A 13,906-nucleotide genomic window follows, 5' to 3' on the forward strand; every position below is an offset into this window, starting at 1 on the left:
TACCTACTTCGGGGGCATCCGGATGCCGCCGTCGACGCGTACGACCTCGGCGTTCATGTACGAGTTGGTAATGAGCTCGAGCACCATCGAGGCCAGCTCGTCCGGGCTGCCGAGACGGTTCGGGAACAGCACGCTCTGTCCGAGGTGCGCCTTGAACTTCTCGGCGTCCTCGCCCTCGCCGTAGATCGGGGTGTCGATGAGGCCGGGGGCGACGGTGTTGACGCGGATCTTGGCGGCGGCGAGGTCACGGGCCACCGGCAGGGTCATGCCGACGACGCCGCCCTTGGACGACGAGTACGCGACCTGACCGATCTGGCCGTCGAATGCGGCGACGCTGGCCATCGAGACGATGGCACCCTTCTCGCCGGTGGCGGTCTCCTCGCCGCGAGCCATGGCGGTGGCGGCGAGACGGATGCAGTCGAAGGTGCCGATCAGGTTGATCGCGATGACCTTCTTGTAGTTGTCGAGGTTGAACGCCGAGTCGTACTCACCGTCGCGACCGATGGTGCGCTGCGCCGAACCGATGCCCGCCGAGTTGACCAGTGCGCGAAGCGGTCCCAGCTCCAGCGACTTGTCGACAGCGGCCTTGATCTGCTCGGTGTCGGTGACGTCGACGCTGACGAACACGCCGCCGATCTCCTTGGCCAGGGCCTCACCCTTCTCGGCCTGCAGGTCGGCGACGACCACCTTGGCGCCCTTGGCGGCGAGCTGACGGGCGGCGGCTGCGCCGATTCCCGAGGCTCCACCGGTGACGATTGCACTTGCTCCAGTTATGTCCACCACCGCAGCCTACGATCGCGAGCCGCGACGTATCAACCGGTTGTTGAATCCGCCTTCAGTTCTGCGGGCCCGAACTACGGCTTGATCAGCTCGACGAGGTGTCGGCCGGAGATGACGTGCGCGGTCCCCATCTCGAGGCCGGCCCGTTCGGCGATCTCCCGTGTGGATCCGACGCCGGCACGCGCCCACGGGAACCAGGGACCGGCCACGTGCCGCGACTCCACCCGGACGGCGCCACGCCAGACGTTGTGCACGCCTGCGTCGAGTTCGATCACCACGGTGCCGCCCGACGACACGAGTTCACCGGCGCGGGAGACCGTTTCATACGGATCGCCACCGATTCCGATGTTGCCGTCGATGAGCAACGCGTGATGCCAGCGACCTTCGGCGGGCATCCGCTCGAAGATGCTGCGGCGCAGGGCAACTCCCCCGCGACGACGGGTCATGGCGACCGCGCGTTCACTGCGGTCGACACCCAGCGCCGAGACACCGCTCTCGATCAGCTCGCAGACGAGACGACCCGGGCCACAGCCGAGGTCGATGGTGGGTCCGCTGCACAGTCCCGCGACGTGGCGGTCGAACGCGGCGTCGTCCCGGTTGCCGCTGGTTCCCAGCCACCGTGTGACGGGCAGACGGGCGCGCGTGCCGTCGGCGTGCCGCAGCCAGCTGTTCTGCCCGCGCAGGGCGTCGAGGAACGCGTCGTCGAAGTGCGGCCCCTCTTCGGCGGTGGCGTCGGGCTGGAGGTCATCTGGGACGCTCATGGGCGCACCGCCGATCGGAGTTCTGCTGCCGCGGTCGCGAACGCGCTGGTCGGCGCACATTTCTTCGCCACCTCCGGCACGTCTGCGGGATGATCGACATCGGACAACGAGTCGAGGAGGGCGACGGTGGAACCGTCGGCCCGGAGTGCGTCGAGTGTGCGGGCGCCGGTGTCGGGACGGGACATGTGCACCGCGGGCAGCGTCTGCGCCCCGCGTGCACCGACCACTCCGAGACCCCACCACCCGCCGTCGGCGGCCAGGCCCAGCGCGGCATCGTGGACGCCGAGAGCGTCGAAACCGCTGGTCAACAGGGTGACGGTCAGCTGCGGGGTGTCCATACCGACCTGCATGACCGCGCCGCCGTCGACCACCTCGGCGGCATCGACGTGCGCGCGGTGCAGACGATCGCCGAGGGTGTCGCCGAACTGCCCGATCACCGTCGTGCGGGCGAGCCGGGCCGCGATGCCCTCGGCGTCGATGGCGACGTCGAGGTCGCCGGCCAGCGAGACCACCACCTCGGTGTCCGGGACCGACAACGCCACGTCAAGGGTGTCGACGAGCGCAGCCGCGGCCAGTCGAGCCGCGTCGACCGCCGAATAAGCTGCCATCAACCTAGTCTTCACCTGTCCGGGCACCGGCGCCTTGGCGACGACGAGAACTGCGCGCCGGGTCACCGCAGCGCACCGAGGAAATCGCGCGCTGCTCGCAGCGATCCCACCAGTGAGCCGGACACCTTGGATTCGCCCGCGGTGCGCGGGTGATAGGACACATCGGTCTCGGCGACCTTCCAACCGGCCTCGCCGGCGAGGGCCAACAACTCGACCGGGTAACCGAAGCGCATGTCGGTGATCTTCAACTCCAACAGGCGTTCACGCCGAGCGGCCCGCATCGGTCCGATGTCGTGAATGTCCAATCCGTGCCTGCGACTCAGTCTGCGCGCCGCCGCCCGACTACCCAGTTGCGAATGCATCGGCCACACACCACGTTCGACGGGTCGGCGGCGGCCCACGGCGAGGTCGGCCCCCTCGGACAGGAGTGCGACGAGGTCGATCAGGTCAGACGGTTCCATCGATCCGTCGCCGTCGATGGTGCACACGACCTCCGATTGCGCGGCGCGTACACCGGCGTCGACAGCGCTGCCGTAACCCGGGATCGGCTGGTGCACAACGTCGGCCCCGTGCGCGCGTGCGACGTCGGCGGTACCGTCGGTGCTGCCGTTGTCCACGACCAACGCGCGGTATCCCTCGGGGATCCGCGCCAGCACACCGGGTAGCGCCCCTGCCTCGTCGCGGCACGGGATCACGACGGTGACCTCATCGTTGCGCAGAAATTGCTCATCACTCACGAGGTTATTGTTCCGCCAGGTCGTCTCGCCAGGAAAATGCCATGACGGAACCATAACGTGCGGCCCCGCGCGACGAGCCATCGTGAATTCACCCCTAGGTTGGTGGTGTGACGGAGACGCGAGACGACAAAACAGGCATCGAGGACGATCCGGGCGTCGACCGTCCGCGGTGGATCCGCGACACCGCCTCGCTGCTCGTGGCGGCAGCCCTGCTGCTGGCGGCCATCCTGGTCCCGTTCTATGGATCCGACGAGCTCAAGCTCAAGATCTTCGTGCAGGCACCGCCGCTGTTCGCGAAGTACGGTCCGCACTGGGACTACGGCACGATCGCCGCGGTACTCGTCGCGCTCCTGGTCATCACAGTGGGTCCGCAGGTCGCCGCTCGTCTGCGGTGGGGCGGTCTACTCGCCATCTCCTACGCGGCGGGCCTCGGCTGGACGTTCGGCCTCGCCCTCGTCGACGGGTGGAACCGGGGTGTCGTCCAGCGGCTCCTCCGGCCGGATGAGTACCTGCTGTCGGTGAACCTGGTGCGCAGCGTCCCGACGATGATCAGTGAGTTCAGCGACCGGATCATCGACTACACCCCGATCTCTTGGCCCACGCACGTCGCCGGTCATCCGCCGGGGGCGCTGCTGACCTTCGTCTGGCTCAACCGCATCGGGCTCGGTGGCGGCGCCTGGGCCGGGGTCTTCTGCATAGTCGTCGGCATGAGTGCGGTGATCGCGCTGCTGGTGACCGTCCGCCGTCTCGCCGACGAGGCCACCGCCCGCCGCATCGCGCCGTTCCTCGTCCTCACGCCGGGTGCGGTGTGGATCGGCGTCTCGGCCGACGGCTACTTCATGGGCGTCGCGGCCTGGGGCATCGCGCTGTTGGCCATCGCCTCAACCTCGACGCAGACCCGGTGGAAGGCGACCGCCGGCATCGCCGCCGGCCTCGTCCTGGGGTGGGGCATCTTCCTCAACTACGGACTCACCCTGATGGGCGTGATCGCACTCGCGGTGCTGATCATCGCGCGGCAGTGGCGTCCACTGCTCTACGCGATCCCCGCCGCTCTCGTGGTCGTGGGATTGTTCGCGGCGTTCGGGTTCTGGTGGCTCGACGGCTATCACCTGGTCACCGACCGCTACTACCAGGGCATCGCCAGCGACCGCCCGTTCTCGTACTGGGTATGGGGCAACTTCGCGGCGACGTTGTGCGCCGTGGGGCCGGCGGTCGCGATCGGTCTCGGCCGGAGCATGCGCTGGACCCCGATCCGCACCCGCAACGCCGTGGTCGTCCTCGGACTCGCCGCGCTCCTCGCGATGCTGATCGCCGATCTGAGCGCCCTGAGCAAGGCCGAGACCGAACGCATCTGGCTGCCGTTCAGCATGTGGACGCTGGTGACCACCGCCCTGATCCCGCCGCGCTGGACCCGCGTGTGGCTGGTCGGGCAGGTGGCCACCGCGCTGCTGATCAATCACCTGGTCTTGACGTACTGGTGACCGTCCCCGCCGACGGCCGGCGCTCGCGCGTCCTGCTCGCCGATGACAACCCCGTGGTCAGCGACGTCGTCCGGCGCTACCTCGAGCGCGACGGCGTCGAGGTGGAGGTGGTCGACGACGGGGCGCAGGCGCTCGCCGCCCTCGACCGGGCCGACCGCGGCGACACGGCGATCGACCTGGTCATCCTGGACGTGATGATGCCCGTGCTCGACGGTCTCAGCGCGTTGCGTGCGATGCGCACGGGTGCCCACCGCCAGGTGCCGGTCATCCTGCTCACCGCGCTCGGCGAGGAGGAGGACCGGGTCGTCGGCTTCGAGGCGGGGGCCGACGACTACGTGACCAAACCGTTCAGTCCGCGCGAACTGGCGTTGCGGGTGGCCTCGGTGCTGCGCCGCTCCAATCCCCGCACGCCGGCCGTCGACACCGCCGGGGAGGGCGCGTCGCCGGCGATCCGCGACGGCGAGATCGTGCTCGACCCCGACGCGCGGACCGTGACCGTGGCGGGCCGGCCGATCTCGACGACCAAGCGTGAATTCGACCTCCTGGCGTTCTTCCTGGGCAACCCCGGCGTCGTCTTCAGCCGCGAACAGTTGCTCTCCGAGGTCTGGGAGTGGACATTCGGAGACATGTCCACGGTCACGGTGCACGTCAAACGACTCCGCGCGAAGCTCGGCGACGCCGCGACGTTGGAGACGGTGTGGGGCCAGGGGTACCGCTGGGATCGGAGCACATGATGGACAACGACATCGGATCCATCGTCGTCACCGCCCTGCTGTGGTCGGCCCCGGTCATGGTGGCCGGCACCGCGGTGTTGATCCTGGTCCGTCGGCGTTCGCTGGTCGTCAGCAACGTCATCCTGGTGTTGACGCCGCTGGTCGCGCTGCTGTCGGGCCTGATCGGCGTCAGCGGGTTCATGTTCACCAACGACCTCAAACGCACCGTCACCGTCCTGGCGACGGTCTTCCTCGTGGCCATCCCGGCCTCGATCGCGCTCGCCCGGTTCCAGGCCCGACGCACAGTGTGGGAACGCCAGGTCTGGGATCAGGAACGCGCCGCCGAGCACTCCCGCCGAGAGCTGATCGCGTGGATCAGTCACGATCTGCGGACCCCGCTCGCCGACATCCGTGCCGTTGCCGAGGCGCTGACCGACAGCGTCGTCACCGACACCACCGAGGTGACCCGCTTCGCCCAGTTGATCGACCAGGACGCCATCCGCCTCTCGGCCATGGTCGACGACCTGTTCGAGATGTCGAAGATCAACTCCGGAGCGCTGCGCCTGGACCGTGAGGCGGTGGATCTGCGCGAGGTGGTCGACGAGGTCGCCGCCGCGTCCACTCCGACCGCGGCCCGCGCAGGTGTCGAGTTCGAGCTGTCGGTGCCACCCGCGGTGGTCCCGGTCTTCGCCGACACCCGTGCGCTCGCCCGCGTGCTGACCAACCTGGTGATCAACGCGATCGCGCACACCCCCGACGGCGGCACGGTGACCATCGGGATCGAGGTGGTCGACGAGGTCGCGGTGGTCCGTGTCGACGACACCGGGCCCGGGATCGCCGACCACGACATGGCCCGGATCTTCGACGTCGCCTACCGCGGCACCGCGGCCCGCACACCCCCGTCCGAGCGTGGTCTCCCCGCCGGATCGGGCATGGGCCTCGCGATCGCCGAGGGTCTCGTGCTGGCGCACCAGGGGCGGATCTCGGTGAGCAACCGTCACCCCGGCAGTCGCTTCGAGGTCACGCTGCCGCTGTACCGCGGCTGAGTACGGATCAGCGCAGCGGCGCCGTCGCGAACGCAGCGATGCCGTCGGCCGGCGACACCGTCGCGGTGAACCCGAGCACCTCGGTGGCGCGGGCCGGGTCGGCGACGATGTGGCGGACGTCGCCGGGCCGGAAGCGACCGGTGGTCACCGGGTCCGGGCCGTCGATGGCCTTGCAGAGCTCGGCCGCGACCTCGCCGATCGTGATCGGTTGTCCGGAGCAGACATTGAACGCGTCGAACCCCGGCGGGGTCTTCTCGATCGCCGTCACGTTGGCCCGGGCGATGTCGTCGACGTGGACGAAGTCGCGCATCTGACCGCCGTCCTCGAACACGGTGGGCGCCATGCCCGACTCCAGCTGCGACCGGAAGATCGCCGCGACACCGGCGTACGGGGTGTCGCGGGGCATGTGCGGACCGTAGACGTTGTGATAGCGCAGCGCGGTCACCTGACCACCGGTCTCCAGGGTCCAGGCCTTCGCGAACGCCTCCTGCGCGGCTTTGCTTGCCGCGTAATAGCTCCGGGGTGCGATCGGCGCGCTCTCCGGGGTCAGCGCCCACTGCGCGGGGGTGCCGTCGGCGAGGTAGCGCTCGAAGTGTCCGGCCTCGAGGGCGTCGGTGGTGCGTGCCGGCGGGTCCACGGTGGCGCCCACGGCGTCGGTGTAGGTGCCGTCTCCGTAGACCACCATCGACGACGCGAGAACCAGCCTGCTCACGCCCGCCCGATACATCGCGGCCAGCAGTCGGGCGGTGACGAGATCGTTGTCGGCGGCGTAGTCGGGAGCGTCCCGCGCGTCGACCCCGGCGCCGACCATCGCGGCCTGATGGCACACGACGTCGACGCCGCCGAGCATCGAATCGATGTCCGCGGTGCGGAGATTGGCCACCGTCACGCCCTCGGGTGCGGTGGCGTCAGGGCCGTGGGCGGCCGGGATCATGCCGTCGACGGCGACGACCTCATGGCCGCGGGCCTCGAGTTGCGCGCGGATGTGTGAGCCGATGAACCCGGCGGCGCCGGTCAACAGGACGGTGCTCATCAGACGCTCGCCAGCAGTGCGTCGACGTCGTGGCCACCCTGGGCGCAGTCGCAGTCGTCGATGGCGTCGGCCGCCACCACCGACCGCGTCAGCACGCCCTTGAGCATGTCGAGGCTCTTCTCGAACACGGCGTACACCTCCGTCTCTGACACACCCTCGCCCTCGCTGACCCCGGCGTCGGTGTCGGTGACGAGAGCGACTGCGGCGTAACACATCTTGAGCTCGCGGGCCAGGACGGCCTCGGGGTGTCCGGTCATGTTCACCAGCGTCCAGCCCTGGCGGGCGAACCACTGACTCTCCGCGCGGGTCGAGAAGCGCGGTCCCTCGATGACGACCATCGTCCCGCCGTCGATCGCACCGCCGTCGACGGATTCCGCCGCGGCCCCCCGTGCCGCGGTGCGCAGCTGCGGGCAGTACGGATCGGCGAAGCTGACGTGCACCGCGGAGGTGTCGAAGAAGGTGTGCACCCGTCCGGACGTGCGGTCGACGAGCTGGTCGGGGATGACCAGCGTGCCGGGTCCGATGTCGGTGGTGAGGCTGCCGACCGCGCACGGCGCGAAGACCCGCCGGACCCCCAGGGACCGCAGCGCCCACATGGTGGCCCGGTACGGGACGGTGTGCGGCGCGTACTCGTGGTTGCGGCCGTGTCGGGGCACGAAGGCGACCTGCACGCCGTCGACGGTTCCCACGGAGATCGGTGCGCTGGGCGCACCGAACGGGGTGTCGACGACCACCTCCTCCGATCCCGAGTCGAAGAAGGAGTAGAAGCCGGTGCCGCCGATCACGCCGATCGTTGCGCGGTCTTGCTGGTCGCTCATGGCGACAACACTGCCCGATGACGCCCGGTCCTGCAGGTGGCGGGGGTAGCGTCTCGGCGCATGGATGCCCGAGTCCCCTCCTGGGTCGAGTTGATGGGCCGTCAATCCGCGGCGGGGGCGTCGTTCCTCAGCGCCTCACTGCGGTTCACCGTCGCCGATGACGCAGCGCCGGTCGATGACCGGTTCCGGTTCTGGCACGGTCCACAGAACCGGTGGCGGATCGAGTCGAGTGATGAGGTGGTCTACGTCCGAGGTCCCGACGCGACGGTGCTGCGGGGAAGCGACGGCCAGATGAGGCGCCAGGTGGCCGACATCGTTCTACCGCTCCTCGGGCAGGTCAATCCCCTCGACCTGCTGGGCTCGGAGTCGATGCTGATGAAGATGAGTCAGGACGCGTACGTCGGCCCCGCGGCGTCGGTGCTTGTCGACGGGCGACAAGGGTGGTCGGTGCGGATCGGGACGAGCGACTCCGATGCGATGACGGTCGTACTCGATGACGAGACCGGGATGACGTCGCGGATGGAGTCCGCCGGACAGATCGCCGTCGCCGCGGTCTCCGACATCTCCGTCCACGACGAACTCCCCGATTCGGTGTTCACCTGGGACGGCCCACTCGCCGACACCGACGACCCATCGCACCGTCGAGATCGTGACGCCGATCGCCACCGTGAGCGCGTCGACATCCTCACCGCGATCGACCGGGCTCTCGCTCGTCGAACCGAGGTGTTCGAGGTGGTCACCCGATCCGCCGAGCCTGCGGATGCCGTCGCCGCCGTGCGCCACTTACTGGACGTCGAACGGATGGGCGCGGAAGCTGTACTCGCGATGCAGCTTCGGCGATTCAGCGCTTCCGAGCGCGCGAAGATCACCGCCGAGCTCGACGAGCTGCATCGGGACCCGCCGCCTGTGGATTGATCCTGAACTGTGGACAACTCCCGAATCTAGCTCTGGCGCAGTCTTTTTGTCATACGTGACCGATAGTGTGGGGTCATGTTCGCGGGGGTGGATGTCAGCATGGTCGACGACCAGTTGGCGTCGTCGTGTGCCTCCGACGCGGTGCTCCTCCTCCAGGAAGCGGAGCGTTCTGAATTTCGTTGTGCAGCAGCGAAAGTGTTCGCCGCTCGTCGGCTGTTCGAACTGAGGCGCAGTGAGATCGCGATGCAGCGCCACGGCGCGGTGTTCGGCCACATCGGCGACAAGGGCGCCACCATCGAGGTCGCGACCGCGTTGAAGGTCTCGACCGGTGTCGCGTCGGCGTGGATCGAGCTGGCGCTGCAACTCGATCGGTTGCCGGACCTACGGGCCGCGTTCTACCGCGGCGACCTCGACCTCACTCGGGTCCGCACGATCGCCGACACCACCGCCCATCTCGACGACCTGCCACGCAAGCTCATGGAGTCGGCCGGGCTGACCATGGCAGAACAGGCCATGTCGACACGCGAGATGCGCGATCGACTCGACTCCCTGCTGATCGAGATCGACCCGGAACTGGCCGCAGCAGAACGCACGGACTTCGAGCGGCACCAGAACGTGAAGATCCGCCCCGATCGGCATGGCCACTCAACGATCGACGGCTGCGTCCCCGCTGATCTCGGTGCAGAGCTCGAAGCCGCCATCACCGGGCTCACCAACCGACTGTGCGACGCCGATCCCCGCACACCGGGGCAGCGTCGGGTCGCCGCGGTGCGGGCGATGACCCGCCGTCAGGACTCGCTGGCATGCCACTGCGGGCGCGACCAGTGCCCCGATGCCACCGCATCCGGCGACACCACCGAACCGTGCACCGACCTCCTGCCGGGCACCCCGCAGGTGATGGTCCACGTCGATGCCGCAACCCTGGCCGGCCTGACCGGCGCGATGGTTCCCTACATCGAGGGCCAGGGACCGATCGATCCCGACTACGCCCGCCTCCTCGCCACCGACGCGACATGGCAGGGACTGTTCGACGACGCCACCGCCCCTACCCGCACCACCGATGCCTGCGCGACCGGGTTCCGGCGCGGAAAGACCCGCGCCGCCGGGATCATCCGCGATGGCTTCGACACCAACGATGGCCATCACCCGCCGCCCGGGCCACCGGCAGCAGCATTGAGATACCAACCATCACAATCGATGCGGGAGTGGATCATCTGGGCTGACGGCACCTGCCGATTCGTCGGCTGCGATCACCCCGGCCAGACCTGCGACATCGACCACACCATCCCCTTCGATCACACCAACCCGTCCGCGGGTGGCTGGACCGTGCGGATCAACCTGGGTCTTCTGTGCCGACTGCACCACCACGCCAAGACAACTGGACTGTGGCGAGCCGTCATGCACGACGACCGATCGATCACCTGGACCAACACCACCACCGGCGAACAATTCACCACCTACCCGCGCCACCTCGAGAGCTGAGCGATCGGGTGGTGGGGGTCAGGGTCCAAGCCAGGTGTCCCATTCCGATTCCCGGATGCACGCCTCGACACCGGCCAGGATCGCGGGGTGGTCGCGGTAAGTGCGGCGCGCCACGCCCACTGTGGGGACGATCTCGTCGTGACTGTGTTGCGCTCCGTCGGACGGGAATCGCTGATCAGGATCGAACACCGACGCCCAGCGCAGACCGACGTCGGCGAGCGTCGCGTCCACGGTGAGCAGCTCCCGCAGCGACGCGTCGACGTCCGGCGACGACGACGCGTCGAGGTGGGCAGCCAGCGGCGTGACCCCGAACGCCCGGACCGCGAGCGACGGCGGCCCGTCCGGGACGCGAAGACCACCGGCACAGATGGATTCCCACACGGTGGAGGCGATGAGGGCGAACGTGACCAGGTCGCCCTCGAGTGTCGCGGTGGGTTGACCAATGTTCTCGAAGACGAGGTTGCTGTCGGTGAGTACTCGGAGGAGCCCTTCGACATCTCGGTCGGTCGGATCCTGATCGCCGATGAACGATCCCACCCGTGCCGCGTCGACGAAGTACTCCACGACCCGGTCGGACGCCGCGTCCTCCTCGATCAGGTCGATCGTGCCGTACCGGTCGTAGGTGCCGTGGATCCCGACCGACGTCGGGACGTCGGCACCCTTCGAGCGGCGCAGGATGACCGCGGTGGCACGCGCCGAGGACAGGCTCAGGCCGGTGATCATGCAGTTGGTGTCGAAGAACCCCATGTCGCCTCAGACGGACTTCGGCGCAGGAAACAGACCTCGGTAATGCTCGGCGATGTCGCCGGCGGTGGTGAACCAGACGCCGTCGGCGTTGGCCGTCATGTGTTCCAGGGCGGCCCGGAACCGACGCAGCCGGTAGGGCTGGCCGGTGAGGAACGTGTGCACCGAGATCGCCAGCACCACCGGTTGCTGCCGCGAGTTCTCCTTCAGTTCGTCGAAGGAATCGACGATCATGGCCTCGAATTCCGTTGCCGTGCCGTGGTGGTGGACGAACACCGGCAGGTCGTTGACCTCGTGGGGATACGGGACGCTGAGCAATGGCCCGCCTTTGGTCGTCAGCCAGACGGGTTGATCGTCGATCGGCCAGTCCAGCGTGTAGGAGAACCCGCGCGCGGCGAGCAGGTCCTCGGTGACCCGACTCGGGTTCGCCCCCGGACTCATCCACCCCCGCGGCGCGCTGCCCTCGTGACGTTCGATGGCGCGATACACCTCGTCGATGGCTCGGCGCTCGTCCTCGGGGTCCAGCTGGTTCGGCTGCACCGAGTTCGTCCGACCGTGCGCGACGACGTCGGCGTCGAGCGCCCGGAACGCCGCGATGAGATCGGGCGCGTGGTCATAGACCTCGGTGTTCACCAGCAGCGTCGGCCGGATACCCACCCGCTCCAACGTCTCCGCGACGCGGAACCCACCGACACGGTTGCCGTACTCACGCCATCCCCAGTTGTAGGTGTCGGGTTGGTCCATCCCAGGGGTGTAGCCGAGGCCGGTGGGGCCGTCGTCGTAGGCGAAGTGCTCGCAGTTGACCGCGACATACACCGCCAACCGGGCATCGTGCGGCCAGGAGAACTGCGGACGCGAGGTGATCGCCGAGTGAACGAACCGGCCGGGTGTCGGGAGCGCCATGATCCCCATCATGCAGGGCGATACCCTGCGACGGTGACTTCTCCAGACACGACCACCGCAGAGACGACGACCGCGGTCAGATCGGACCGACGCGTCGTCGCCCGCGGACTGTTCGCCGGGACCACACCGGTCGCCAACGAGGCGCTCTACGCCGTGGTGCACCGCGGTAGCGCGGGACGCACGCGTTCGGAGCTGCACCTCGACCGGGGCGCCCGGGCGGATATGAACACGTTCTTCGGCCGCTTCCCGGCCAGTTACTGGCAGCGGTGGACCACGGCGACCGCAGTCACGATCACCGTGCGCGTGGAGGCCTCGGCGCGTGCCCGGGTCGTGGTGATGGCGTCCGACATCGGTGGTCACCAGCGCATCGTCGACGCGGTCGACGTCCACGGGACCGAGACGGTGTCGCTGACCGCCCCACTCGCCGCGTTCGCCGACGGCGGAGCCCTCTGGCCGGCGTTCGAGGCCGTCGACGGCACGGCGCTGATCGCCGGCGTCGAGTGGTCGGTCGAGACCACCGCAGCACCCCGCCCGATATCGATCGCCATCTGCACGCACAACCGTGTGCCGCAGTGCGCCGAGACGGTCGCGGCCCTGGCCTCGGACCCCGTCGCGCTCGCCGACGTCGAGTCGGTCTGGGTGGTCGACCAGGGTGACTCCCCCGTCGAGGGACATCCGCTGTTCGAACGGGTCCGGCCCGAGCTCGGCGACAAGCTTCACTACCTGCGCCAGGCCAACCTCGGAGGTGCGGGCGGATTCAGCCGCGGCCTGTACGAGGCCGCCCAGCGCTCCCCGCACGGGGACGTGATCCTCATGGACGACGACATCCTGTGCGAACCGGAAACCGTCCTGCGACTCGGCGCCTTCGCCTCCATGACCGCCACCACCTCCATCGTCGGTGCGCAGATGCTGTTCCTGCACAACCCGACCTACCTGCTCGCCTCGGCCGAGAAGGTGGACCTGGTGACGCTGCGTCGAGGCGTGACCGACGACAAGTTCGTGCAGCAGAACAAGAACATGCTCAAGAAGATCCCCGACCGTCGCGTGGAGGCCACCTACAACGGCTGGTGGACGTGCCTCATCCCGGCCGAGGTGCTCGCACGGGTCGGGATGCCGCTACCGCTGTTCTTCCAGTGGGACGACGTCGAATACGGGCTACGCGCCGCGCGTGCGGGTGTCCCGACGATCACGCTGCCCGGCGCCGGGGTGTGGCACGCCGACTTCTACTGGAAGGACGTCGACGGGTTCGGGCACTACTTCGCCACCCGCAACGGCCTCATCACCGCGGCGCTGCAGCCCGGTTTCGCCCCCGACGCCGTCGCCAAGGAGATGGGGCGAGCCATCACCCAGTCCATCGTGAGCATGCAGTACGGGTTGGCGCACACCCAGTTACGCGCGCTCGAGGACTTCCTGTCCGGCCCGTCGATCCTCGACGACGGAGGTGCCGCCGCACTGCGCGACATCAACGCCGAACGCCGCCGCTTCGCCGACACCGTCGTGGTGCCGATGACCTCGGTGCCCACCTCGGTCCCGATCCGGCGGGCCGCACCACCGCCGAAGCCCGGGTGGGAGAACGCCGTGCTGGCCAAACGCGCACTCGCCCATGCCCGTGGGCGACTCATCGGCGGCCCGGTCGCGATCTCCTACGAGGACGCGAAATGGTGGCACGTCGGCCAGTTCGACCACGTCTTCGTCACCGACGCCTCCCAGCACGGTTGCCGCGAACGTCGCCACCAGCGCGACCTGGCCCGGGAGATGTCAGAACGACTCGTCCGGATCACGCTGCGGTTCCGCCGTGAGGCGCCCGCGGTCGCCGACGACTACCGGTCGGCGATGCCGCAGCTCACCAGCGTCGAGAACTGGGCTCGCCTGTACGGGATCTGAG

14 protein-coding genes are annotated in these 13,906 nt (G+C 68.8%); 6 read left to right on the forward strand and 8 right to left on the reverse strand.

Going from position 1 to position 13,906, the window contains the following annotated elements; all coding sequences use genetic code 11:
• Positions 1-3: 3 nt before the first annotated feature.
• From IEV93_RS03385 to IEV93_RS03400, 4 genes are all read right to left on the reverse strand, one after another.
• Positions 4-780, reverse strand: coding sequence for an SDR family NAD(P)-dependent oxidoreductase (locus IEV93_RS03385; RefSeq protein ID WP_188486920.1), 777 nt, complete (start codon positions 778-780; stop codon positions 4-6).
• Between the two features lie 74 nt (positions 781-854).
• On the reverse strand, positions 855-1,541 hold the full coding sequence (locus IEV93_RS03390; protein WP_229704858.1) for a class I SAM-dependent methyltransferase: 687 nt from the start codon (positions 1,539-1,541) through the stop codon (positions 855-857).
• Complete coding sequence (locus IEV93_RS03395; RefSeq protein WP_188486922.1) at positions 1,538-2,149, reverse strand: TIGR04282 family arsenosugar biosynthesis glycosyltransferase; 612 nt, start codon at positions 2,147-2,149, stop codon at positions 1,538-1,540. The genes IEV93_RS03390 and IEV93_RS03395 overlap by 4 nt, the downstream gene beginning before the upstream one ends.
• A gap of 62 nt (positions 2,150-2,211) precedes the next feature.
• On the reverse strand, positions 2,212-2,886 hold the full coding sequence (locus IEV93_RS03400; RefSeq protein ID WP_229704859.1) for a glycosyltransferase family 2 protein: 675 nt from the start codon (positions 2,884-2,886) through the stop codon (positions 2,212-2,214).
• A gap of 107 nt (positions 2,887-2,993) precedes the next feature.
• On the opposite strand from IEV93_RS03400, the gene IEV93_RS03405 reads away from it, so the two are divergent.
• Genes IEV93_RS03405 through IEV93_RS03415 form a run of 3 tightly spaced genes read left to right on the forward strand, consistent with a single transcriptional unit; the run spans position 2,994 to position 6,126 of the window.
• Positions 2,994-4,367 carry a glycosyltransferase family protein gene (locus IEV93_RS03405; protein WP_229704860.1) on the forward strand — a complete coding sequence of 458 codons (1,374 nt, stop codon included), beginning with the start codon at positions 2,994-2,996 and terminating at the stop codon, positions 4,365-4,367.
• Positions 4,364-5,101: a response regulator transcription factor gene (locus IEV93_RS03410; RefSeq protein ID WP_188486926.1), complete on the forward strand. Its 738-nt coding sequence runs from the start codon at positions 4,364-4,366 to the stop codon at positions 5,099-5,101. Before IEV93_RS03405 ends, IEV93_RS03410 begins: the two co-directional genes overlap by 4 nt.
• Positions 5,101-6,126, forward strand: a complete 1,026-nt coding sequence (locus IEV93_RS03415; RefSeq protein WP_188486929.1) for a sensor histidine kinase — start codon at positions 5,101-5,103, stop codon at positions 6,124-6,126. The genes IEV93_RS03410 and IEV93_RS03415 overlap by 1 nt, the downstream gene beginning before the upstream one ends.
• Before the next feature lie 7 nt (positions 6,127-6,133).
• Here IEV93_RS03415 and IEV93_RS03420 read toward each other — a convergent pair whose 3' ends face one another.
• Together IEV93_RS03420 and IEV93_RS03425 are read right to left on the reverse strand one after the other, a co-directional pair.
• Positions 6,134-7,159, reverse strand: a complete 1,026-nt coding sequence (locus tag IEV93_RS03420; RefSeq protein WP_188486931.1) for an NAD-dependent epimerase/dehydratase family protein — start codon at positions 7,157-7,159, stop codon at positions 6,134-6,136.
• Positions 7,159-7,977, reverse strand: a complete 819-nt coding sequence (locus IEV93_RS03425) for an S-methyl-5'-thioadenosine phosphorylase (protein ID WP_188486933.1) — start codon at positions 7,975-7,977, stop codon at positions 7,159-7,161. The genes IEV93_RS03420 and IEV93_RS03425 overlap by 1 nt, the downstream gene beginning before the upstream one ends.
• Before the next feature lie 60 nt (positions 7,978-8,037).
• On the opposite strand from IEV93_RS03425, the gene IEV93_RS03430 reads away from it, so the two are divergent.
• Positions 8,038-8,892 (forward strand): hypothetical protein, encoded by an 855-nt coding sequence (locus tag IEV93_RS03430; RefSeq protein WP_188486935.1) that lies wholly within the window; start codon positions 8,038-8,040, stop codon positions 8,890-8,892.
• A gap of 75 nt (positions 8,893-8,967) precedes the next feature.
• Entirely contained in the window at positions 8,968-10,374 is a 1,407-nt protein-coding gene (locus IEV93_RS03435; RefSeq protein ID WP_188486937.1) for an HNH endonuclease, read from the forward strand.
• Positions 10,375-10,392: 18 nt separating this feature from the next.
• Here the strand turns inward: IEV93_RS03435 and IEV93_RS03440 are convergent, their stop codons facing one another.
• Together IEV93_RS03440 and IEV93_RS03445 are read right to left on the reverse strand one after the other, a co-directional pair.
• On the reverse strand, positions 10,393-11,121 hold the full coding sequence (locus tag IEV93_RS03440) for a hypothetical protein (protein WP_188486940.1): 729 nt from the start codon (positions 11,119-11,121) through the stop codon (positions 10,393-10,395).
• A 6-nt stretch (positions 11,122-11,127) separates the two neighbouring features.
• Entirely contained in the window at positions 11,128-12,021 is an 894-nt protein-coding gene (locus IEV93_RS03445; RefSeq protein WP_188486942.1) for a polysaccharide deacetylase family protein, read from the reverse strand.
• Positions 12,022-12,054: 33 nt separating this feature from the next.
• On the opposite strand from IEV93_RS03445, the gene IEV93_RS03450 reads away from it, so the two are divergent.
• Positions 12,055-13,905 (forward strand): glycosyltransferase, encoded by a 1,851-nt coding sequence (locus IEV93_RS03450; protein ID WP_188486944.1) that lies wholly within the window; start codon positions 12,055-12,057, stop codon positions 13,903-13,905.
• Position 13,906 lies beyond the last annotated feature (1 nt).

The sequence above is a fragment of the Williamsia phyllosphaerae genome (assembly GCF_014635305.1).
In the GTDB taxonomy this organism is placed as follows: Bacteria; Actinomycetota; Actinomycetes; order Mycobacteriales; family Mycobacteriaceae; genus Williamsia_A; species Williamsia_A phyllosphaerae.

Excerpts from the sequence above, each read along its gene's own strand:
- IEV93_RS03440 (WP_188486940.1), bottom strand. The coding sequence starts at position 11,121 with ATGGGGTTCTTCGACACCAACTGCATGATCACCGGCCTGAGCCTGTCC.
- IEV93_RS03390 (WP_229704858.1), bottom strand. The coding sequence starts at position 1,541 with ATGAGCGTCCCAGATGACCTCCAGCCCGACGCCACCGCCGAAGAGGGG.
- IEV93_RS03445 (WP_188486942.1), bottom strand. The coding sequence starts at position 12,021 with ATGGCGCTCCCGACACCCGGCCGGTTCGTTCACTCGGCGATCACCTCG.
- IEV93_RS03420 (WP_188486931.1), bottom strand. The coding sequence starts at position 7,159 with ATGAGCACCGTCCTGTTGACCGGCGCCGCCGGGTTCATCGGCTCACAC.
- IEV93_RS03430 (WP_188486935.1), top strand. The coding sequence starts at position 8,038 with ATGGATGCCCGAGTCCCCTCCTGGGTCGAGTTGATGGGCCGTCAATCC.
- IEV93_RS03395 (WP_188486922.1), bottom strand. The coding sequence starts at position 2,149 with ATGGCAGCTTATTCGGCGGTCGACGCGGCTCGACTGGCCGCGGCTGCG.
- IEV93_RS03435 (WP_188486937.1), top strand. The coding sequence starts at position 8,968 with ATGTTCGCGGGGGTGGATGTCAGCATGGTCGACGACCAGTTGGCGTCG.
- IEV93_RS03415 (WP_188486929.1), top strand. The coding sequence starts at position 5,101 with ATGGACAACGACATCGGATCCATCGTCGTCACCGCCCTGCTGTGGTCG.
- IEV93_RS03425 (WP_188486933.1), bottom strand. The coding sequence starts at position 7,977 with ATGAGCGACCAGCAAGACCGCGCAACGATCGGCGTGATCGGCGGCACC.